At 34.0% G+C, this 20151-nt stretch carries 20 protein-coding genes and 1 pseudogene; 5 read left to right on the plus strand and 16 right to left on the minus strand.

Features of this window, described 5'->3' with window-relative positions; translation table 11 throughout:
* Both ahpF and ahpC read right to left on the minus strand, forming a co-directional pair.
* A complete protein-coding gene (ahpF, locus tag BMW37_RS03380; protein WP_093317813.1) occupies positions 1 to 1569 on the minus strand; it encodes an alkyl hydroperoxide reductase subunit F in 1569 nt (522 codons plus the stop codon).
* A 174-nt stretch (positions 1570 to 1743) separates the two neighbouring features.
* Positions 1744 to 2307 (minus strand): alkyl hydroperoxide reductase subunit C, encoded by a 564-nt coding sequence (gene ahpC, locus BMW37_RS03385; RefSeq protein WP_093317821.1) that lies wholly within the window; start codon positions 2305 to 2307, stop codon positions 1744 to 1746.
* Between the two features lie 463 nt (positions 2308 to 2770).
* On the opposite strand from ahpC, the pseudogene rppH reads away from it, so the two are divergent.
* From rppH to msrB, 4 genes and pseudogenes are all read left to right on the plus strand, one after another.
* A pseudogene (gene rppH, locus BMW37_RS15455) lies at positions 2771 to 3247 on the plus strand (RNA pyrophosphohydrolase); the annotation flags it as partial.
* Between the two features lie 468 nt (positions 3248 to 3715).
* The gene (lgt, locus tag BMW37_RS03395) at positions 3716 to 4594 is read left to right on the plus strand and encodes a prolipoprotein diacylglyceryl transferase (RefSeq protein ID WP_093317824.1); all 879 of its coding nucleotides are present in this window, start codon (positions 3716 to 3718) and stop codon (positions 4592 to 4594) included.
* A gap of 99 nt (positions 4595 to 4693) precedes the next feature.
* Complete coding sequence (gene thyA, locus BMW37_RS03400) at positions 4694 to 5488, plus strand: thymidylate synthase (protein WP_093317825.1); 795 nt, start codon at positions 4694 to 4696, stop codon at positions 5486 to 5488.
* Positions 5489 to 5606: 118 nt separating this feature from the next.
* Positions 5607 to 6017, plus strand: a complete 411-nt coding sequence (msrB, locus tag BMW37_RS03405; RefSeq protein ID WP_093317826.1) for a peptide-methionine (R)-S-oxide reductase MsrB — start codon at positions 5607 to 5609, stop codon at positions 6015 to 6017.
* A gap of 32 nt (positions 6018 to 6049) precedes the next feature.
* On the opposite strand, the gene fliR is transcribed toward msrB, so the two are convergent.
* The 13 genes from fliR to fliF all read right to left on the minus strand — a co-directional run bounded on the left by fliR (position 6050) and on the right by fliF (position 17264).
* Positions 6050 to 6835 (minus strand): flagellar biosynthetic protein FliR, encoded by a 786-nt coding sequence (gene fliR, locus BMW37_RS03410; protein ID WP_093317827.1) that lies wholly within the window; start codon positions 6833 to 6835, stop codon positions 6050 to 6052.
* Positions 6836 to 6852: 17 nt separating this feature from the next.
* The gene (gene fliQ, locus BMW37_RS03415) at positions 6853 to 7122 is read right to left on the minus strand and encodes a flagellar biosynthesis protein FliQ (protein WP_093317832.1); all 270 of its coding nucleotides are present in this window, start codon (positions 7120 to 7122) and stop codon (positions 6853 to 6855) included.
* A 21-nt stretch (positions 7123 to 7143) separates the two neighbouring features.
* Complete coding sequence (gene fliP / locus BMW37_RS03420; protein ID WP_093317833.1) at positions 7144 to 7884, minus strand: flagellar type III secretion system pore protein FliP; 741 nt, start codon at positions 7882 to 7884, stop codon at positions 7144 to 7146.
* A gap of 81 nt (positions 7885 to 7965) precedes the next feature.
* The gene (gene fliO / locus BMW37_RS03425) at positions 7966 to 8394 is read right to left on the minus strand and encodes a flagellar biosynthetic protein FliO (RefSeq protein ID WP_093317834.1); all 429 of its coding nucleotides are present in this window, start codon (positions 8392 to 8394) and stop codon (positions 7966 to 7968) included.
* A gap of 4 nt (positions 8395 to 8398) precedes the next feature.
* A complete protein-coding gene (gene fliN / locus BMW37_RS03430) occupies positions 8399 to 8827 on the minus strand; it encodes a flagellar motor switch protein FliN (RefSeq protein ID WP_093317835.1) in 429 nt (142 codons plus the stop codon).
* Positions 8820 to 9836: a flagellar motor switch protein FliM gene (fliM, locus tag BMW37_RS03435; protein WP_093317836.1), complete on the minus strand. Its 1017-nt coding sequence runs from the start codon at positions 9834 to 9836 to the stop codon at positions 8820 to 8822. Before fliM ends, fliN begins: the two co-directional genes overlap by 8 nt.
* A 129-nt stretch (positions 9837 to 9965) precedes the next feature.
* Positions 9966 to 10439, minus strand: coding sequence for a flagellar basal body-associated protein FliL (fliL, locus tag BMW37_RS03440; RefSeq protein WP_093317837.1), 474 nt, complete (start codon positions 10437 to 10439; stop codon positions 9966 to 9968).
* Positions 10440 to 10469: 30 nt separating this feature from the next.
* The gene (locus BMW37_RS03445) at positions 10470 to 11963 is read right to left on the minus strand and encodes a flagellar hook-length control protein FliK (RefSeq protein ID WP_093317838.1); all 1494 of its coding nucleotides are present in this window, start codon (positions 11961 to 11963) and stop codon (positions 10470 to 10472) included.
* On the minus strand, positions 11960 to 12400 hold the full coding sequence (gene fliJ / locus BMW37_RS03450) for a flagellar export protein FliJ (protein WP_093317839.1): 441 nt from the start codon (positions 12398 to 12400) through the stop codon (positions 11960 to 11962). Before fliJ ends, BMW37_RS03445 begins: the two co-directional genes overlap by 4 nt.
* A 19-nt stretch (positions 12401 to 12419) precedes the next feature.
* Complete coding sequence (gene fliI / locus BMW37_RS03455) at positions 12420 to 13793, minus strand: flagellar protein export ATPase FliI (protein WP_425441752.1); 1374 nt, start codon at positions 13791 to 13793, stop codon at positions 12420 to 12422.
* The gene (locus tag BMW37_RS03460) at positions 13786 to 14496 is read right to left on the minus strand and encodes a FliH/SctL family protein (protein ID WP_093317840.1); all 711 of its coding nucleotides are present in this window, start codon (positions 14494 to 14496) and stop codon (positions 13786 to 13788) included. The genes fliI and BMW37_RS03460 overlap by 8 nt, the downstream gene beginning before the upstream one ends.
* Positions 14480 to 15472: a flagellar motor switch protein FliG gene (gene fliG / locus BMW37_RS03465; RefSeq protein ID WP_093317841.1), complete on the minus strand. Its 993-nt coding sequence runs from the start codon at positions 15470 to 15472 to the stop codon at positions 14480 to 14482. Before fliG ends, BMW37_RS03460 begins: the two co-directional genes overlap by 17 nt.
* Positions 15465 to 17264, minus strand: coding sequence for a flagellar basal-body MS-ring/collar protein FliF (fliF, locus tag BMW37_RS03470; RefSeq protein WP_093317842.1), 1800 nt, complete (start codon positions 17262 to 17264; stop codon positions 15465 to 15467). Before fliF ends, fliG begins: the two co-directional genes overlap by 8 nt.
* A 504-nt stretch (positions 17265 to 17768) precedes the next feature.
* Here fliF and fliE point away from each other — a divergent pair.
* On the plus strand, positions 17769 to 18056 hold the full coding sequence (gene fliE, locus BMW37_RS03475) for a flagellar hook-basal body complex protein FliE (protein WP_483887620.1): 288 nt from the start codon (positions 17769 to 17771) through the stop codon (positions 18054 to 18056).
* 402 nt (positions 18057 to 18458) lie between these two features.
* On the opposite strand, the gene BMW37_RS03480 is transcribed toward fliE, so the two are convergent.
* Positions 18459 to 20141, minus strand: a complete 1683-nt coding sequence (locus BMW37_RS03480; RefSeq protein ID WP_093317844.1) for a dipeptide ABC transporter ATP-binding protein — start codon at positions 20139 to 20141, stop codon at positions 18459 to 18461.
* Between the last annotated feature and the right edge of the window lie 10 nt (positions 20142 to 20151).

Raw genomic sequence — 20151 nt, forward strand, 5'->3', positions numbered from 1 at the left:
TTAACTATTTCTAATAAGATAATCAAATGCACCCAAGCTTGCTTTTGCCCCTTCACCCATTGAAATAATAATTTGTTTGTAGGGTACATCAGTTGCATCACCTGCAGCAAACACACCTGGAATTGAGGTCGCTTGATGGTTGTTTGTTATAATTTCTCCCATCTTATTGAGCTCAATATCTCCTTTTAACCATTCTGTATTAGGCAACAATCCTATTTGTACAAAGATTCCATCTAATGCAAGGTGGTGAGATTGGTTTGTAAGTCTATCTGTATAATTAAGCCCAGTAACTTTATTACCATCACCTAAAACCTCTGTTGTTTGAGCTGATTTTATAATAGTAACATTACTTAAACTTGCAACTTTATCTTGTAAGACTTTATCTGCTCTTAATGTATCACTGAATTCTAATACCGTAACATGAAGTGCGATACCGGCAAGATCTATTGCTGCCTCAATACCTGAATTTCCTCCACCGATTACTGCTATTGGCTTATTCTTAAAAAGTGGTCCATCACAATGAGGACAAAAAGCGACACCACGATTACGATATTCATCTTCACCAGGGACATTCATCAATCGCCAGCGAGCACCTGTTGCCAATACCACAGATTTGCTTTTTAAAGTGACTTCATTTTCTAAGGTTATTAAAATTAAACCATCTTCTTTGCGTTCAATACGTTTTGCTTTTTGTCCTGTCATGATGTCAATATCATATTCACGCATATGCATTTCAGCAGCCGCAACTAATTTAGGTCCTTCTGTATAGGGAACTGAAATGAAATTTTCAATCGCCATTGTATCCATAACTTGCCCACCAAGACGTTCTGCTAGAACACCTGTTTTAATTCCTTTTCTCGCTGCATAGATTGCAGCAGCAGAACCAGCAGGGCCTGCTCCGATGACTAACATGTCAAAGGTATCCTTTTTTGCTAGTTTTTCAGCTTCACGAGCAATTGCACCTGTGTCTAATTTAGCCAGAATTTCTTTTAAAGAACTTCTGCCTTGCAAGAAAAGCTCACCATTTAAATATACAGCAGGAACCGACATGATTTGACGAGATTCAACTTCATCTTGGTAGCTAGCACCATCGATTGCTGTATGCTTAATGTTTGTATTTAACGCTGCAATTAAATTTAAAGCTTGTACAACATCAGGACAATTTTGGCATGATTGAGAATAAAACGTTTCAAATGTTAATCCGCTTGGTAAGTTTTTAATTTGTTCGATTGTTTCTTCATCTAATTTTGTTGGGTGGCCACCAACATGTAACAGAGCTAACACCATTGAGGTAAACTCATGTCCTAAGGGTAATCCAGCAAAATGAATTTGAGCTGGGTAATCTGGTGAAGAGACATGAAATGTAGCTTGTCTAATAGAGGCATCATCAATTACTTCAACAGTAATTAAATTACTTAGACCTTTAATTTGCTCTAACATAGCAAGCATGTTTTTAGCTGTTTCAGATTCTGCTAATGTTGCATTATGTATGTTTGCGGTCAAAATGAGTGGGCGCTTTAAATTGGTCAAGTAGCTTTTAAGTTGATCTAAAATATCATGGTCTAACATGTGTGACTCCTTTTAAAATTAATCAATTAAAGATAACAGTTTTCATTTAAGTGTGGTCAAAAAATTGATTGTTTTAAGCATGTGCATTTGGCTCTAATAAAAAAGGTTTGCAGAAGCAAACCTTTTTAAACAGTGAAATTTCTCTTTTAAAGATAATCTATAACAATTGCATGATTAGATTTTACCAACTAAATCTAAAGATGGTTTAAGTGTTTTTTCACCTTCTTTCCATTTAGCAGGGCAAACTTCACCAGGATTGTTTGCAACATATTGTGCAGCTTTTACTTTACGAAGTAGTTCGCTTGCATCACGACCGATACCGTTGTCGTGAATTTCACACAATTTAATGTCACCTTCAGGGTTAATTAAGAACGTGCCACGTAATGCAAGACCTTCTTCTTCTATCATCACATCAAAATTACGAGTGATTGTACCTGTTGGATCACCTATCATTGGGAATTTAACTTTTGCAATTGCATCAGAAGTATCTTGCCAAGCTTTATGAGAAAAATGAGTGTCAGTCGAAACCGAATAAATTTCCACACCTAATTTTTGAAATTCAGCATAATTATCTGCTAAATCTTCAAGTTCAGTAGGGCAAACAAATGTAAAGTTTGCAGGGTAGAAGAAAAATACAGACCATTTTCCTTTTAAGTCTGCATCTGTTAATGACTTAAACTCACCATTATGATAAATATTTGCCGCGAAAGGTTTAATTTTAGTATTGATTAAAGACATAACATCTCCTAGTTTGCTTACGGTTGTCTGAAAAGTTTAACTGATAACAATCAAATCAAAAGCAAGATTTAATTTAATGCTATTGATTTTTTAAACTGAGTATATGATACGCTATTTTTCTAATAATAAAAATCGATTATTTTTATTAATTCAATAGATTTTAACTATCAATGTGACTTACTTTAAGATTAATAGCGAAACTTAAGTTATGTCTAATACACCATATCCTGATAACAATTTTTTGGCTGTTAGTATATACTATCAGACTATAATGATCTTAGGTGTCCTTTAAAATGATTTTTGTCAATCAGTGGGCTATTAAAATAGATCAATTTTGACTATTAATTAATGCTATAGACTGTTTCTATAATGTTTAAATGCTCTGAATTTAAAATTTATACAAAATAGTCCAAGCGAATCATTTTAAAAATAGAATTGACGAGATAGACAGTGGATATGACAAGTGATAGACAGTGATGGTTACAGACCAAATGTAGGGATAATTATTTGTAACAGCAAAGGCCAATTAATGTGGGCTAGACGCTATGCTCAAAATTCTTGGCAATTCCCTCAAGGTGGTATCAATCCAGGAGAAACTGCCGAACAAGCAATGTATAGAGAGCTTTATGAAGAAGTTGGATTGAAACCTGATAACGTGAAAATTTTAGCTGTTTCAAGAGTATGGTTAAGGTATAAATTACCTAAACGCATGGTTAGATGGGATAGCAAACCGCTTTGCATTGGACAAAAACAGCGTTGGTTTTTGCTAGAACTCATTTCTCCTGATGAAGCTGTGAATATGATTAGCAACTCAAAACCTGAATTTGATGGTTATCGCTGGGTGACTTATTGGTACCCAATTAGGCAAGTCGTTTCTTTTAAACGAGATGTTTATCGCAGAGCTTTAAAAGAGTTTGCCCCATTTGCACTTGCGCTTCAATCGCCTTTTGATATGATCCCAATGCAAAGTTTAACTTTTTCATTTGATAAAAAAAATGCCAAAACACGGCCTGATAAGAATACCCAAATGTTGGAGATGTTAACTAAGGAGTCAATAGATCTCACTTCAGTTGATTTGCAGAAAAATAATATCAGTAATTCCCCTTGCATTCATTCAGATGATAAACCGTTAAACTTACATGAAACTAAAGCGGATAAATTGAACGAAAAATTATCACCAGCTGAGGAAGTTGTGATTAATACAAAAGTAAAGAAAAAAACACGATCCTGGCCTAAACGTTTTAAAAAAAAGCATAAAAATACATAATAAAATACTACATTAGACTATTTTAGTTTAGTGTTACAATATGAACTGTTCATTTTGCTAGTTGATTTAGTTACGTTAATTGTTATTTTTCGTAATTTAGAATTAAAAGTAATCATTACCACATTTAATTTGGATTAAAATATGCCGCAAACACAATATTTAACTTTTCCTGAAATTGATCCTATAGCGTTATCAATTGGTCCTCTTTCGCTTCATTGGTACGGACTCACTTATTTAGCAGGATTTTTATTTGCTTATTTTTTAGGGGGCTATAGAGCAAAGCAACCAGGAAGTGGTTGGAAAAAGGAGCAATTTGAAAATCTCCTGTTTTCATGTTTTGCTGGTGTGATTTTAGGGGGGCGTGCTGGTTACGTGTTTTTTTATGCAATGGATTCTTTTTTAGATAATCCACTATATCTATTTAGAATTTGGGATGGTGGAATGTCATTCCATGGTGGCTTAATCGGAGTGTTCATCGCTATACTGACATATGCCAAATTAAGCAAACGCTCTATACTTTCTGTAGCTGACTTTATTGCTCCTTTAGTACCGTTTGGTTTAGGTGCTGGGCGTTTAGGTAACTTTGTAAATGGCGAATTATGGGGAAGGGTAGCGATAGATTTTCCTTATGCAATGCTTTTTCCGCACTCAGCAAGAGAAGATGCTATTTTAGCTACAAAAAATCCAGATCTAGCTAAGCAATTACTTTTAAATGATGGTCTACTTCCACGTCATCCGTCACAATTATATGAAATGGTATTAGAAGGTCTTGTGTTATTTATTATCTTAAACTGGTTTATTAGAAAACCAAGACCTGCAGGGAGTGTATCAGGTCTGTTTTTAATTTTTTACGGACTATTTAGATCTTTTGTTGAATTCTTCAGACAACCTGATGAAGGGATAGACTTGTTATTTGGTGTTATTAGTCGAGGTCAACAACTTTCTATTCCAATGGTCATAATAGGTATTGGATTAGTGATTTGGGCGTACCGTAAAAAAAATCAATCTTCAGGTTCTTAAAAAAATAATCTATCTGTATCATTTTACTGATTTCTCTCTTTATTAGGGCTTGCCTATAAAAGAGTAGAGAAAGATTACTGGTTCTAAAAAGAGGTTTTAATGAAAATTTATTTAGACTTGATGGATAAAATTTTGAAAGAAGGTGCGTTAAAAGGAGATAGAACTGGAACTGGAACACGTTCAATATTTGGTCACCAAATGAGATTCAATCTATCTGAAGGTTTTCCACTGGTTACAACAAAAACCTGCCATTTAAGATCAATCATTCATGAGCTTCTATGGTTTTTAAAAGGCGATACCAATATTTTGTATCTCAAAGAAAATGGCGTTAAAATTTGGGATGAATGGGCTGATGAATCAGGTAATTTAGGTCCCGTTTATGGGAAACAATGGAGATCATGGCCTACACCGGATGGTCAGCACATTGATCAGATTTCTGAAGTCATAAAAACACTTAAGCAAGATCCAAATTCAAGAAGAATGATTGTTTCTGCATGGAATGTTTCTGAATTAGATAAAATGGCTTTAGCGCCATGTCATGCTTTATTTCAATTTTATGTTGCTGATGGTAAGCTGTCTTGTCAGCTTTATCAGCGTTCCTGTGACGTTTTTTTGGGGTTACCATTTAATATCGCGAGTTATGCATTACTTACTCATATGGTTGCGGCACAGTGTGATCTTGATGTAGGTGATTTTATTTGGACAGGCGGAGACACGCATCTTTATTTAAACCATATTGAACAAGCAAAATTACAATTATCAAGAGCACCTAAAGTGTTACCTAAATTGGCTCTTAATCGAAAGCCAGATTCAATTTTTGATTATCAATATGAGGATTTTACAATTACAGGCTATGATCCTCACCCTGCGATTAAGGCGCCAATTGCAATTTAGTATCAATTTTAGCAAAATGATCGTAGGAGTTCTTTTGAATTTAACTACGAAACTTTATTTGTGTAAAAGACAAAATTGGATAAGCAATTGAATTTAAGTTAATATTGAAGGGATTTATATGAGTGAAAACACAAAAAAAATTGATATTAGCCATCTGACAAAATTACAATATCACATTACTCAACTCGCCGGTACTGAGCATCCTTTTACCGGGAAATTATTAAATGAGTCTAGAGCAGGTTTATATCGTTGTATTTGTTGTGAAGCTCCACTTTTTGAATCAGATACGAAATTTGATGCTGGCTGTGGCTGGCCAAGTTTTTTTAACGCAGTGAATGATGAAGCAATTGCTTATTTAGAAGACTATTCGTTAGCTAGGATGAGAATCGAAATTCGTTGTAAGCAATGTAATGCGCATTTAGGGCATGTTTTCGATGATGGTCCTGCTCCTACATTTAAACGTTATTGTTTAAATTCCGCGGCATTGCAATTTATAGATGATGATACTAAAACAGTTATCTTAGGGTGAAGATTTATTTGATTTAAGCATTAATGTAATATTTAGATTAAAATTAAAGCATCTAGCATTGTCTGTAAGTGCAAGAAAAATTCACCAAAAAGGGACTCAAAAAAGCGGTTCACATATGGTAGTAGATTGCCTAACATATAAATTCCCATAAATAAACTTAATGGGAATCCTACAACGAATACAGAAAGCTGTGGTGTCATTCGGTTTAATATACCCATTGAGATATTCAATAATAGCAGTATTGCAACTAAGGGTAAGGAAAACATTAAACCGTATATAAACATAGTACTTGCTGCTTTGAGCAATGCTAATATTCCCATTCTACTCAATTGGCCTTCAGAGATAGGCAATATTGTAAAACTATCAACAAGCATACTAAATAACCATAAATGGCCGTGGAAAGTTAAAAAAAGTAATATGGCTAATACATTCAGGAACCTAGCGAGTACAGGCATATTAGGTCCACCAGATGGATCGAAAAATGTCGCAAATGATAAGCCCATTTGTAGACCAATAATTTCCCCAGCAACACGTATGGCTACAAATGCAAGTTGAAGCATCAAGCCCATCATAATACCAATCATTAATTGTTGTAGTAATACCCAAATAGCTGCAATTGAGAATACAGGGGTATCATTTAAAGGAATTAACGGCGCAATAAGAAACGTGGTTAATAAAGCAATGCCAATTTTAATCCTACTCGGTACTTGTTTTTCATTGAAAACAGGTGCTGAGGCAATTAAAGCTAGAATTCTGACAAATGGCCAAAAATAATAACTAATCCAGACCAAGAGTTGTGAGCTATCAAATGAGATCATAAAGTGAATTAATCTCTCTAACCAATAAGATATGGCAGATTTGCAAATAATGATTTCATATAATCCATTAAATATTCAAGCATCCAAGGGCCTGCAAATATAGCCATGATACAAACGGCAACAATTTTAGGAATGAATGAAAGTGTCATTTCATTTATTTGTGTAGCCGCTTGCAATAAACTTATTAATAAACCTACAAAAAGTGCGGTTAACAACATCGGTGCAGCGATTGCTAACGCTACTTTCATTGCCTCAGTTCCAAGTGTTGTGACCATTTCAGGTGTCATATTAAGTATTCCTTGTGATTTTTAAGTAAAGAAACTTTGGGCAAGGGAGCCTAACAATAATTGCCAACCATCAACTAAAACAAACAACATTAATTTGAAGGGTAGTGAAATTGTAGCAGGCGGAACCATCATCATACCTAATGACATTAATACACTAGCGACTACTAAGTCAATAATTAAAAAGGGTATAAATATTGTAAAGCCAATTTGGAATGCTGTTTTCAGTTCACTTGTGACAAATGCGGGTAATAAAACTCTAAATGGGATATCATCAGCTGTTTCAAATGATGGTTGATTGCTGATTTTAGCAAACAGTGCTATATCAGTTTCTCTTGTTTGATGAAGCATGAATTCACGCATTGGAACCATACCCCGAGCTACAGCTTCTTCACCAGTAATCGTTTCTTGGCTATAAGGAAGATAAGCCTCTTGATATACTTTATCAAATATAGGTGACATGATGAAAAACGTCAAAAATAAGGTTAAACCAATTAAAATTTGATTAGATGGGGCAGAAGGGGTACCAAGAGCATTTCTTAACAACCCAAGTACAATTATGATTCTGGTAAAACTCGTCATCATAAGTACAGCCGCTGGCAAAAAACTCAAGGAAGTTAATAGTACAAGTGTTTGTACTGGTAAAGACCAACTTTGGCTGCCATCAGCTAAAGTTTGTACAACTACCCCTGGCAGCTGAGCAAAGCTTTCAATTGAGTAAAAAGCAATGAGTGGTAAAAAGTAGTTTCGGAAAAATTTAAGCATAGTCCACTCTAATCAAGTACATATCAATAATTAAGCAAATAATTTTTTATCCAGTTCATCCCATTGAAGATAAAGTTAAGCTTATCTTTTTAGTAAGCTATCAAGTTTATCTTTAAATGAAGCTGGAATTGAATTTTCATCTGGTTTTGCATCGATTGGATTATTTAGATTAGATAATTCCTCATCTTCAATTAGCTCACTATTAAGTAAGCTAATTGAATGCTGAGTCACTCCAATAGTAAGAAGGCGTTTATTTTGTCTTAATAAAAAAACGCGCTCTTTACTTCCAACAGAAATCGAGTCAATAATATCTAAATTTTTGGAACGTCTAAAACGCGAATTAGTTCCGAGCTTTTTTAATATCCAAGCTAAAAATATTATAAACGCTAGTACCAAAATCAGGGAAACATACGCTTCTGTAAAGGAGGAAGTATTCTCTGTTGATGCTACATCAGGTAATTTAGTTATACTGGAATTTACTGCATCAATATTAATTTTTGGCAAAGCCATGCTGTTACCCGTGACTCAATCGTCTCATTCTTTCTGATGGAGTAATAATATCAGTAATACGTATACCATATTTATCATCAACAACCACTACCTCACCTTGTGCGATTAGATAGCCGTTTATTAGTATATCAAGAGGCTCACCCGCAAGTCCATCTAATGGTACTACAGAACCTTGTGAAAGACTTAATAGGTCCTTGATAGCCATTTTAGTTTTACCAAGCTGCACAGTCATTTTAACAGGTATATCCAAAATTAAATCTATATCACCAACTTGGCTTGAAGGTATTGATTTTGAAGGTTCTAATTGCTCAAATGCATTTGTATTCTCAACAGGCGCTTCTGCAGTTTCTCCTTGCTCTGCAAATGCTTCAGCCCATAAATCATCAGCTGAGCCAGTTTCTTCATTTTGTGGTGTATCGTTTACATCAGTCATTTTTGTTTCCTCTGTCTAATTCGTTTGAATTTTTTAATATTGGATTCATCATATCTTGAATTTTAATTGCATATTGTCCGTTATGATTACCGTACCTTCCTGTCATGACAGGGACACCATCTATGTATGCAGTTAAAATATCTGGTTTATCAATTGGTAAAACATCCCCTTCTTTAAGGGTCAGGATATCATTTACTCTAATCGGTATATTTACAAAATCAACATTGATATTTACTTCAGATAAGTTAATTTCTTTACGAATCTGTTTTTTAAACTGCTCATCTTCATATTGTGAATTTTCAAGTGGTGGATTTTTGAGAAGTTCACGAATAGGTTCAATCATTGAAAATGGAATACAAATACTAAATTCACCCTGAGCATTACCTAGTTCAATATTAAAATCGGTTGTTACTACAATATCATTTGGAGATGAGGTAATGTTTGTAAATTTAATTTGTGATTCTGAACGGACAAATTCCGCGTCAATTTTATAAACGGCAGACCAGCATTCACTGTATGCATCTAATGCAAGTCTTAGCATTCGTTTAATAACACGCTGTTCTGTTGGGGTAAATTCTCTACCTTCAACACGAGTTGGAAATCTGCCGTCTCCTCCAAATAAGTTATCGACAGCGATAAACACTAAACTTGGTGAGAAAACAAACAAACTTGAGCCTCTCAATGGCTTTAAATTTACCAAGTTTAGATTTGTTGGCATTGGCAAATTTTTAGCAAATTCATGGTAAGGCATTGTTTTTAATGGGCCAAGCGTAATTTCAGGACTTCTTCTAAATAAATTAAAATAAACCATCCTTAGCTGTCTTACAAAACGCTCATTAATAATTTCTAAGGCCTGCAATCTTTCACGTACAACTCTTCTTTGAGTTGTAGGATCATATTTTTTAATGCCGTCTTTTGAGTTTTTATCTTCAACCTGTGACGAGCTTTCGGATTTACCACCGCCTAGCAGAGCGTCAATTTCTTCTTGTGAAAGAATATCATCAGTCATAGTAATCTTTTATTTCCAAGTTAAAAATCAACTCATAAAGAGTTAATCTGAAAAGGCAGCTTATGTGCCGAGTAATGAATTAATCTATCTTTAAACTGCAAAAGTTAATTTTATCAATTAAACAACATATTATCGCAAAATAAACGTTGTGAATGAAACATTCTTGACTGAATTTTCTGGGAGCTCAGGGATAAAAGGTTGTTTTAAAACCGCTTTTATTTCATCTGAAAGTTTTAGTTTCCCTTCAAGCGACCGAAGTTCCTCTATGCTTTTTGAAGACAATAAAAAAATAAGCCTTGTTTGAACTTCTGGTAAGTATGTGTGTAAATTTTTACGGAAACTTTCATTTTCTAATTCTAAAGTGATACCTACATACAATACATGATCCGCTTCTGGATCTTCACTCATTAAATTGACAGTAAAGGGTTCTAATTCAAAAAATACTGGTATTGCTGGTGCTTTAGGTGCAGCTGCCTGGGCATCACCTTCTGTATGAGTCGGTTTATTCAAAAAAAAGAATGCGCCGCCTCCACCTGCACCTAGTATTATTAATACTAATAAGAGGATGATAATAAGTTTCTTTTTTGATTTTTTCTCAGCCATTTGTCGAAGCCTTTTAGTTGATTTTGTTAATTAAATAAAATTATCAATACCTACGCTTCTTGAAGAAGGCGTAGGTTTGGTTTGTATATCTGTATTGTTTGCTATATTAGAGTCATCTATTTCGCTTCCTTGCTTTTTAGGTGAATTTAAACGCTCAAAAGAATTATTATCTTCGCTGAAATTAGAATTATGCTGGTTCTCATTTCCTATGAAACTTTCATCTAAATGATATCCCTGTGCATCAAATGCAGTTTTGAGATTATTCAGTGTATTTTCCATACTACTTCTAACTTGAGGATTAGCAGAGAATAGTTGTAACTTTACTAAATTATCATCTAAACTTAGCTGTATATTAATTACACCTAATTCTTGAGGATGAAGCCTGAGTTCTGCATTTTGAACCCCATTTTTAATGAACATTAGCATTTGTTTATTAAATGCATTTTGCCATGCCTCAGATGCGAAAGGTATATTTATTGAACCTTGGAATGTTCTAGCAGGGCTTAAACTAGCTTTATCAGTATTCGAAACATCTGAAACTGATTTATTATCAGCAAACAAAGGCTGCTCAAGATCTAGATTTGTTATTTCAGGTATAGAGTCATTAGTTTCTTCTCTGTTTACCCAAGATAATTGTTCATTAATGTGTGTCAACAAAACAGAGTTAGCAAGATTATTTTTAATATCATTATTTATTAACTTAGGTTCGTTTAGATTTAAGGATGAATAAGTAGATATCAAGGTTGTATCTACCTTATTCGATTTTGGCTGTGTAGATACTGATTTTTGGTTGACAGTAAGTGTACTTAGCAACTCTTTTAATCTATTATTAATTTCATCTGCTTGTGCTAAAAACTCTGAGATGTTATTGAAATGTTGGCCTTTAATATTGTTAAGTGATTGACCAGAGATATCAGACAGCGCTGTTTTTTCCAAAATTAGATTAGTATTCTCTACTGATAATTCTGCACCAATTCCATTTCTTTGTTTCATCAGCAATGTATTGTTCAAATTCTGTATCGCATTGTTTAAATCAATAGAATCAAAGCTGCTTTTAATTGAAATTAAGCTGATTTTTTGATCTGAAATTTCACCTATTTCAGAAGACAGGGAAGATTTTAGATCATTTAATAAAGATAACGCCTCATTTAAAGATTTAGAACTAATTTCAAGTGAAGAAAGAGATGTTAATTTATCTAATGCTGCTAAAAAATTAGAAATCTCTGCAGGGTCTATAGATGAGTCTCCAAAATTTGTAATATCTAAATCAATTTTTTCAGAGAAACTTATTATCAATGATAAAAAAGCTGAAAGATTTAATTCTAATTCATTTATCTCTTTTTCTGATAAAGTAACATTAGCTTTTGAATTTGAATCATTAGTTTCTTTAGCTGTATCGGAGAATTTACTTGAAATTGATCCCATAAGTTCACCGAAAAGCCCACCCTCATCAGTAGTTGCTTGTGCCTGAAGTGTTTGAGTAGTGCTAGGGGATATGATATTTAAAATCAGTGTGTTATTCAAAATTCTCTCCTGTTCGTACGTGCGCCGTATTCATCCATAATTTTTTGTTCTTTTTTTAATTCTTGTTTTTCTAATATTTGTAAGTTTCTTTTTACTAAAACATCGTAAGCATTAAGTTTTTGTGTCTTATCTTGCCAATTTTTTATTGCTGCTTGTACGTGAGCATCGAGTTCTGCTAAGTGTCGCCTTTGCTGCAAAATTGCTTTTTCCATCGATGCAATAAATCTTTCGTAATTATCCCAAGTTGTTGTAGTTATACCTTGTTTTAGCTTTTGGTGTAATTGAATACCATAATCATGTTTATATTCAATTAATTCAAGTAATTTTTGTTCTCCAGCTATATAATTTTTTCTAGCAAAACCAAGTGCTTTTATAGCTTTATCAAGTTCCTTATCTGCTAATCCTTTTAATAATGCTAATTGCGACGCTTTGCTCATAGTATGCCTTATGCTAATTTTATGACATTAATGAGACAAATGCTTCATATGAGCTTTCTAAATCAGCACTTTCATTGAATGCCTGCTGTAAAAAAACTTGCATATCTGGATATAACTTTATTGCTGCATCTAATATTGGGTCGCTTCCTGGTGCATAAGCACCAACATTTATCAGATCTTTATTCCTTTGGTACGCAGATAATAACTGTTTAAAGCGTTGAGCAAGTTTGAATTGGTTATTTTCTATTAAATCAGTCATTGCACGACTAATTGATGCTTCAATATCTATGGCAGGGTAGTGGCCCGCTTCTGCTAATATACGTGATAAAACAATATGGCCATCTAATATAGCTCTTGCTGAATCAGCAACAGGGTCTTGCTGATCATCTCCTTCTGTCAGGACAGTATAAAAAGCTGTTATTGAACCGCCATCTTCACTTGCATTTCCAGCTCTTTCAACTAAAGCTGGTATTTTAGCAAATACAGAAGGGGGGTAGCCTTTTGTTGCAGGAGGTTCGCCTATGGCCAATGCGATTTCACGTTGAGCCATAGCATAACGAGTTAAAGAATCCATAATTAAAAGAACATCTAGTCCCTTATCTCGAAAATCTTCAGCAATTTTAGTAGCGTAATTAGCTCCTTGTAATCTAAGTACAGGTGAAACATCTGCAGGTGCAGCAACAACAACTGATTTTTTAAGACCTTGCTCTCCTAAGATATCTTCAATGAAACTTTTAACTTCACGTCCACGTTCACCAATTAGACCAACCACTATAACATCAGCTTTAGTATATCTAGCCATCATGCCAAGTAAAACGCTCTTACCAACCCCTGAACCTGCAAAAAGTCCCATTCGTTGGCCAATCCCTACAGTTAGTAATGTGTTAATTGCTTTAATACCAACATCAAGAACATGTTTTATTGAACGCCTTTCTAATGGATTGATTGGTATAGCGTTTAGCATAGATAATTCAGTATTTTCTAATTTACCCAAACCATCTAAAGGTTGACCTGAAGCATCAACAACTCTTCCAAGTAGTCCCATGCCTGTTGGAAGCTTTTTGACTGCAATATTATTATTTTCATCAAAAACCCCAATTATTTTAGCACCTAGCTCTACACCATCCATTTCAGTTAATGGCATTAAAAATAACCTATCGCCATAGAAACCAACTACTTCACATTCCACATTGGAACTGAAAGTTTTAGGATTACGCTCAACAATGCATGAAGCACCTAAAGGCAGATTTAACCCAGTTGCTTCTAACACAAGCCCTGCAGCACGAACTAATTTACCATAATAAGTAGTGGGTGGTAGATTATTCATAGAATTTATCATTTCCCCAACTGTTCTATCCAGTCGTTCTGCTACAATGTTAATGCTATTAGGCATCGCTCATCCCACCGCGAGTTAAATTAATAATTTGCTCCCATCTTTTTTCTAAAGTAGCATCTATCTCTTGTGTATCTGTTTCTATATGAAAACCACCTGATGCAAGTTCATCATCTTTTAACATTTTCCAGTTATTTTGAGCGAACAGCTCTTTAAGAGAATCTGTTACAAATTGCCAATCATACTCATTAATTTTTAGCGTAAGTTGTTTAGGAGCAATCGGTAATTTTTCTAATTCATCTTGTACTTTTTTTGCTAATTCTTCTTGTAAAATAGTTGAATTAATTTGTAGTAAATACTTAGCAGCAGAAAGCGCTAGCTGTAATATCTTTTCAGGCGCAATCGCTTTAATATGCTGCATTTCATTATTAAAAAGATCATTTATTTCAGCTAATTTAAGCGTTAAAGCTTCTTGGTTTGCTCGAGCCTCTTCAAGACCTAGTTCTTGTCCCTTAGCAAAACCTTCAGCATAACCAATATCAAAACCAGAACGCTTGCCTTCTTCAAATCCCTCAGTTTTAGCCAACTCATAGCTTTGTTTTTTATAATCTTCAAACTGATTTTTTTCAGTGATAAGTTTATCACGTAAGTTTGACAGCTCTTTTCTTTTAACTTGATAATCTACTGATTCATTGGTATTTGAACTAGCAAGGTTATCTGGTAACCAAGGTTTCCAGCTTTGATGATTAGACGTAGTCATCATCACCACCACCTACGTTGATTTCACCACTTTCAGCTAATCGGCGAACTATCATGAGTATGGATTTTTGTTCATTATCAACTTGAGACATCCTTACAGGGCCTCGGCTATTTAAGTCATCACGCAATATTTCTGCAGCTCGTGAGGACATATTCTTAAGGAATTTCTCCCTAAGCGCATCATCAGACCCCTTAAGGGCAACAAGTAAGCTTTCTCCTTCCACTTCTTGAAGTATTCTTTGTATGCTACGATCTTCAACATTGATAAGATCTTTGAAAAGAAACATTTCATCAACAATTTTCTGTGCAAGCTCTCCATCAAATGATTGTAATGCTTCAATAACAGCATCATGTTGATTTTTCTTGAAGTAGTTAATAATTTCAGCAGCAGTGCGCACTCCACCCATTTTGCTTCGTTTTACGTTTTGTCCCATTAGTTGGCCTGTCAGCACTTCAGTTAATTCAGATAAAGCACTAGGTTGTACGCCACCAAACGTTGCAATTCTTAGCATAACGTCGTGCCGTAATTTCTCATCAAATAAAGCCAAAATATCTGCAGCCTGGCTTCGTTTTAGATGAACAAGGATAGTTGCAACTATTTGTGGATGTTCATCAGCAATCAATTCAGCTGCGCTAGTTGGATCCATAAAGTTTAATGTATCCATACCACTTGTTTCATTACTTTGTAGTAATTCATCAAGAATATTAGTTGCTTTTTCTTCTCCAAGTGATTTATTTAGTACTGTACGCAAGTAATCACCAGCATTAACACTTAATGCTGCATATTGCTCTACATCTTCTTCAAAATCATTAAGAACTTCGTTTAATTGAGATTGTGATATTTGATGCATATTTATAATTTTAGCACTTATCTCTTGCACTTCATTTGGAGAAAGATGCTTAAATACCTCAGCAGCTCTATTCTCACCAAGTGTCATTAGCAAAACTGCACTTTTTTCTATACCAGTTAATTTACTCATTATTAGTTATCCATTGACGTATTACTAAGGCTACAACGCGAGGATCTTTATCCGAAAGATCACGAATTCTTTGGATTTTAACTTCAGTTGTCACTCTTTGTTGCGAGCGTTTGTGTCTTACAAGATCTTCACTTGTTAAACCGCTGAAATCACTTGATGAAATTGGATTGTTAGTTAAACCACCACTTATAGGCTGAAGAATGATAGGTTCGCTACCGTCAGAAGTAAAGTTAACTGGCGTATTATCATCGTTAGTATTTGCATTTGCATTTGTTTGAGCATCAATGTTTTCATTTTCTTTTGTGCGTTTAGCAATAAATGGTTTGACTAGTTTACGCCATAAGATAAATGCTACTATTAACACAAGTAAGTAACGTAATACATTGATTGCAAGATCAATAAATCTTTGTTGCTGCCAAATAGGTAATACTTGTTCAACAGGCTCTAAATTAGCAAATGGTGTATTAACTATAACTAATTGATCTGGTCTTGGGCGTTGATCATCAAATCCAACAGATTGCTTGACTAAATTTTCAATTTCAAGTTTTTGAGCATCTGTTAATGGAATTTTTTCTCCATTTTCATCTTGGATATAATTGACTACTACCGCTACTGTAATTCTTTGAATTTTACCTACTTGCTCTTTAGAATGCCTTATTGTTCTGTCTACTTCAAAGTTAATCGTTTCATCTCTACGCGTTACACTTGCTGCCGGCCCTGTTTCTGTAGCAGTTTGCCCAGGAGGCTGGGGCTCATTTGTCGGCGCATTAGGATCCTGTGCGGCTGGATCTTGTGGCGTGATTGGCGCTGTAGCTATAGGTGTTGGTTGATTTGATAATGCACCAGGAATACCACCTGCATTTGCATCTGCACCTAACGCATTATTTTGGCTTATTTGTCGAGAACGAACAGCAGGTTCATTATTAGGTGGCTGGTTTGGTCCATAATTTTCTTGAGTGAATTCCATCACTGCAAAATCCATGTCCAGTGTTACTTGTGCCCTAACATTACCATTACCAACTACAGGAGCAAGAATATTTTCAATATTTCTTGTTAAACGTTGTTCGTTTTCTTCTATAATTCTTAGTTGTTCTGCATTACCTGCTAAATCTGAATTCCCAGATCGATTGGTTAACAGTCTTCCATTTTGATCTACAATTGTTACGTTATCGGGGGATAATTTAGATACACTTCCGGATACTAGATATACAATTGCGTTGATTTGTGATTCATCAATGGTTCTGCCACTATGCAGTGTTAAAGTAATTGATGCACTTGGATTACCTTCTTGTCTAACAAATATAGATGGCTTAGGTATAGCTAAATGTACTCTAGCTTTAACTACAGAGTTTAAAGATTCAATTGTTCTAGCAAGCTCACCTTCAAGTGCTCTTTGATAATTAACCTGTTCAGTAAACTGACTTATCCCGAAGTTATCTCTATCTAATAATTCAAAGCCTACAGAACCCCCTCTAGGTAGTCCTGCTTGAGCAAGTTTCATCCTAGTTTCAAAGACTACATCTGATGGCACTAGAATAGTTGAACCATTATCTGTAAATTGGAAGGGAATGTTCATTTGTTCCAACTGTTGAACAATTGCACCACCATCTTGTGTCTCAACATTGCTAAAAAGCACATCATAATTAGGTGTTTTAGCCCACAAAAATAAAGCGACAATAATTACAATCGCAATTGATGAAGCTAGTATTAAGAGTATAAGAGGACTGCTTTTGATTTTTTCTAGTTGAGCTTTGATATCAAAGGGTTTATCACCTTGCGTTGCAGCATTCATATCTTATCCTTCTTAACTGTTTCAAGGTGTGAGTAAGTAATTGTAACTAATTTAAACAAAACACATTCCTCTTTAATGTTGTACCAATAATTGCAGTTTTCACAATTTGAAATATTGTAATTTAAATGTCAGTTTTTTTCTACAATAGACGCTATTATGCAATTACTTGACTGAAAGTGCAAAAAAATATTTCGGTATTGCCTAGTTTGATACAAATATTTTTTAAAAAATATAAGCAATATCTATTATGATAGCATTTTAGCGTAAGTTAATTGGTTAGTCTTGTAAAAAATTTCTTTTTTTTGTAACATTAAAATTATAGTAATATTTATGATTTTAATGTAATATTCGCTTAACGTAAATGATTTGTCAATGTGTGATGGTTAAGGTTAGATTTTGTATAATTGTTCTTATTTTGGCTTGACTGTTTATTAATTTTCTATAATTTCAAATGTTAAAGGTATTTAAGTGACTATTTCAGCTATTAATGATGTTGTTAATCAAATGCAGTCTATTTCTGGTATATCTTCTATCAATTCAATTGTATCTCCACTTGCTGATATAGAAAGCGATGGCTTCACTTCTTTTTTAAATGCTGCGATTACAAAAATTAGTGACACTCAGAATGCTGCAAGAATCCAAGCTGAAGCTTTTGAGCGTGGTGAACCAGGTTTAGAATTGAGCGATATAATGGTTGATTTACAAAAAGCTTCTATTGGATTGCAGCTTGGCGTTCAAGTTAGAAATAGGGTTGTACAGGCATATCAAGAAATTATGAATATGCCAGTATAGTTCTATTATTTTGAATTATTGGTCATTGAGGGTGTGGTAAGAAGTTAACTACATCCCTCATTTACCTAGTTATTTCATTAAGTATTTATAAAACTTATGAGTTTATTATTAGCTTAAATAAATGATAAGTTATATTCCTTTGTCGCTCAGTTCATCTTGCAATAATTAATAGTTACACTTAAAGGTATGAGAGTGTCTATTTCTGTGTTTTCAAATAAAAAAAATTAAATCATATTGGTTATTAGCTCGTATAAACAACTGGGTTTTTATGAGGTTATACTGATATTATTTTCATCAACAGCTATCTATCGTGTAAGTTTTTTTAATCTTATTTTTTAGCACCTTGATTTTAGTGCTGTTATAAAAATATATAGTGTTACTTGTTATAAGAGAAAAGTATAGCTAATCAATTAAAGCTGCATTGATTAATTCTTGAGTGTATTGTTCTTTTGGTGCCATGAAAATAGACTCAGTTGTTCCTGCTTCTATTATTTTCCCTTCTTTCAAAACAATTATGTTCTCGCACATTAATCGAACAGTGGCTAGGTCGTGGCTAATGAATAAATAAGATAATTTATACTTTAATTGTAGTGAATTAAGTAAGTCTAATATTTGCATTTCTACTTTTTTATCTAATGCAGATGTAGGTTCATCAAGAATTAGAAGCTTAGGTTTTAAGATTAAAGCTCTTGCTATTGCAATCCTTTGGCGTTGACCTCCTGAAAACTGGTGAGGATATCTATTCCTTGTTTCAGGATCTAACCCTATTTCTTGCATAATATTACATACTAATTCATCTCGCTGTTTTATAGTTAAATTTGGTTCGTGCACTTCTAATCCTTCTTCGATAGTCTGTTGTACTGTTCTTTTAGGATTGAGTGTTGAAAATGGATCTTGAAAAATAATTTGTATATCACGCCGTATAGGTTTGAAGGCTTTTTCTGATAAATTTGACGTATTAACTCCATTAATAGAGATACAGCCTGTAGACTTTATTAATTTTGTAATAGCAAAAGCTGTAGTACTTTTACCAGAACCCGATTCACCAACTAGTCCTAAAGTGCTTCCTTGCTTTAAATTTAATTCAAAGTTCTCTAATATGGGTTTGAATGATTTAGAAAACCATCCTTTTTTATGAGTAATTGCCACACTTAAACCTTTAATACTAAGGATCTCATTTTTGGTTGAAGTGATATTTTCTGTGTGTTGATTTTTTTTCAATTTTAAGTTGTTATTGTGGGCATCAATTAATGATTGTGTATAGGCTGTTTGCGGTTGATTAAATATATTCTCAGTGCTATCTATTTCGATACAACTTCCTCTATACATCACTGCAACACGATCGGCAATTTTACGCACTAGATGCAGGTTATGACTAATAAAAATAAGCGTCATACCATATTCTTTTTTAAGTTGAAGCAGCAGATCAATTATTTGCTTTTGAGTTGTTACATCAAGCGCTGTTGTAGCTTCGTCAGCTATTAATATTTTAGGATTTCTAAGTAATGCCATGGCAATAATAATTCTTTGGCGCTCCCCACCTGAAAATTGATGAGGGTAATTATTAATTCGTAATTCAGGATCTTTTAACCCGACCTTAGTTAATATGTTGATTACTTGTGTACCATTTCTATGCGTGTTTGATGAGGGAAGGTTTTTGTTGTTACAGCTTTTAGTTAAAATCTCTTCTAATTGCTTGCCAATAGTTTGAACTGGATTTAAGGCTACCATTGGTTCTTGAAAAATTATTGCGATATCACGATGTCGAAGTTGTCTTAATCCATCTTGATCTAAGGTGGTTATATTGAGGTTATTATAAAATATACTGCCTGATTGATTTTTAATTAATTTATGTGGAAGTAACTGTAATATACCGTGTGCTGTTAGGCTTTTGCCAGATCCTGATTCACCAACAATTGCTAATATTTCGTTTCTAAATACTTCTATATTGAGACGCGTAACAAGATTATCATTTACCAACTCAGTTTGTACATGATTTACACTGTAGAGAAGATCAACAGGACGTTTAATCTCATAGTCTACTAATTTTAGAATGATATCGGTTGTTTGAAATTGATTTGCCATCTAAATTCCT

Origin of the sequence: Thorsellia anophelis DSM 18579 (assembly GCF_900111395.1) — a bacterium.
Lineage (GTDB): Bacteria > Pseudomonadota > Gammaproteobacteria > Enterobacterales > Thorselliaceae > Thorsellia > Thorsellia anophelis.

Coding starts and splice junctions, on each gene's coding strand:
- ahpF (WP_093317813.1), bottom strand. CDS start 1,569: ATGTTAGACCATGATATTTTAGATCAACTTAAAAGCTACTTGACCAAT.
- ahpC (WP_093317821.1), bottom strand. CDS start 2,307: ATGTCTTTAATCAATACTAAAATTAAACCTTTCGCGGCAAATATTTAT.
- lgt (WP_093317824.1), top strand. CDS start 3,716: ATGCCGCAAACACAATATTTAACTTTTCCTGAAATTGATCCTATAGCG.
- thyA (WP_093317825.1), top strand. CDS start 4,694: ATGAAAATTTATTTAGACTTGATGGATAAAATTTTGAAAGAAGGTGCG.
- msrB (WP_093317826.1), top strand. CDS start 5,607: ATGAGTGAAAACACAAAAAAAATTGATATTAGCCATCTGACAAAATTA.
- fliR (WP_093317827.1), bottom strand. CDS start 6,835: ATGATCTCATTTGATAGCTCACAACTCTTGGTCTGGATTAGTTATTAT.
- fliQ (WP_093317832.1), bottom strand. CDS start 7,122: ATGACACCTGAAATGGTCACAACACTTGGAACTGAGGCAATGAAAGTA.
- fliP (WP_093317833.1), bottom strand. CDS start 7,884: ATGCTTAAATTTTTCCGAAACTACTTTTTACCACTCATTGCTTTTTAC.
- fliO (WP_093317834.1), bottom strand. CDS start 8,394: ATGGCTTTGCCAAAAATTAATATTGATGCAGTAAATTCCAGTATAACT.
- fliN (WP_093317835.1), bottom strand. CDS start 8,827: ATGACTGATGTAAACGATACACCACAAAATGAAGAAACTGGCTCAGCT.
- fliM (WP_093317836.1), bottom strand. CDS start 9,836: ATGACTGATGATATTCTTTCACAAGAAGAAATTGACGCTCTGCTAGGC.
- fliL (WP_093317837.1), bottom strand. CDS start 10,439: ATGGCTGAGAAAAAATCAAAAAAGAAACTTATTATCATCCTCTTATTA.
- fliJ (WP_093317839.1), bottom strand. CDS start 12,400: ATGAGCAAAGCGTCGCAATTAGCATTATTAAAAGGATTAGCAGATAAG.
- fliI (WP_425441752.1), bottom strand. CDS start 13,793: ATGCCTAATAGCATTAACATTGTAGCAGAACGACTGGATAGAACAGTT.
- BMW37_RS03460 (WP_093317840.1), bottom strand. CDS start 14,496: ATGATGACTACGTCTAATCATCAAAGCTGGAAACCTTGGTTACCAGAT.
- fliG (WP_093317841.1), bottom strand. CDS start 15,472: ATGAGTAAATTAACTGGTATAGAAAAAAGTGCAGTTTTGCTAATGACA.
- fliF (WP_093317842.1), bottom strand. CDS start 17,264: ATGAATGCTGCAACGCAAGGTGATAAACCCTTTGATATCAAAGCTCAA.
- fliE (WP_483887620.1), top strand. CDS start 17,769: ATGCAGTCTATTTCTGGTATATCTTCTATCAATTCAATTGTATCTCCA.
- BMW37_RS03480 (WP_093317844.1), bottom strand. CDS start 20,141: ATGGCAAATCAATTTCAAACAACCGATATCATTCTAAAATTAGTAGAC.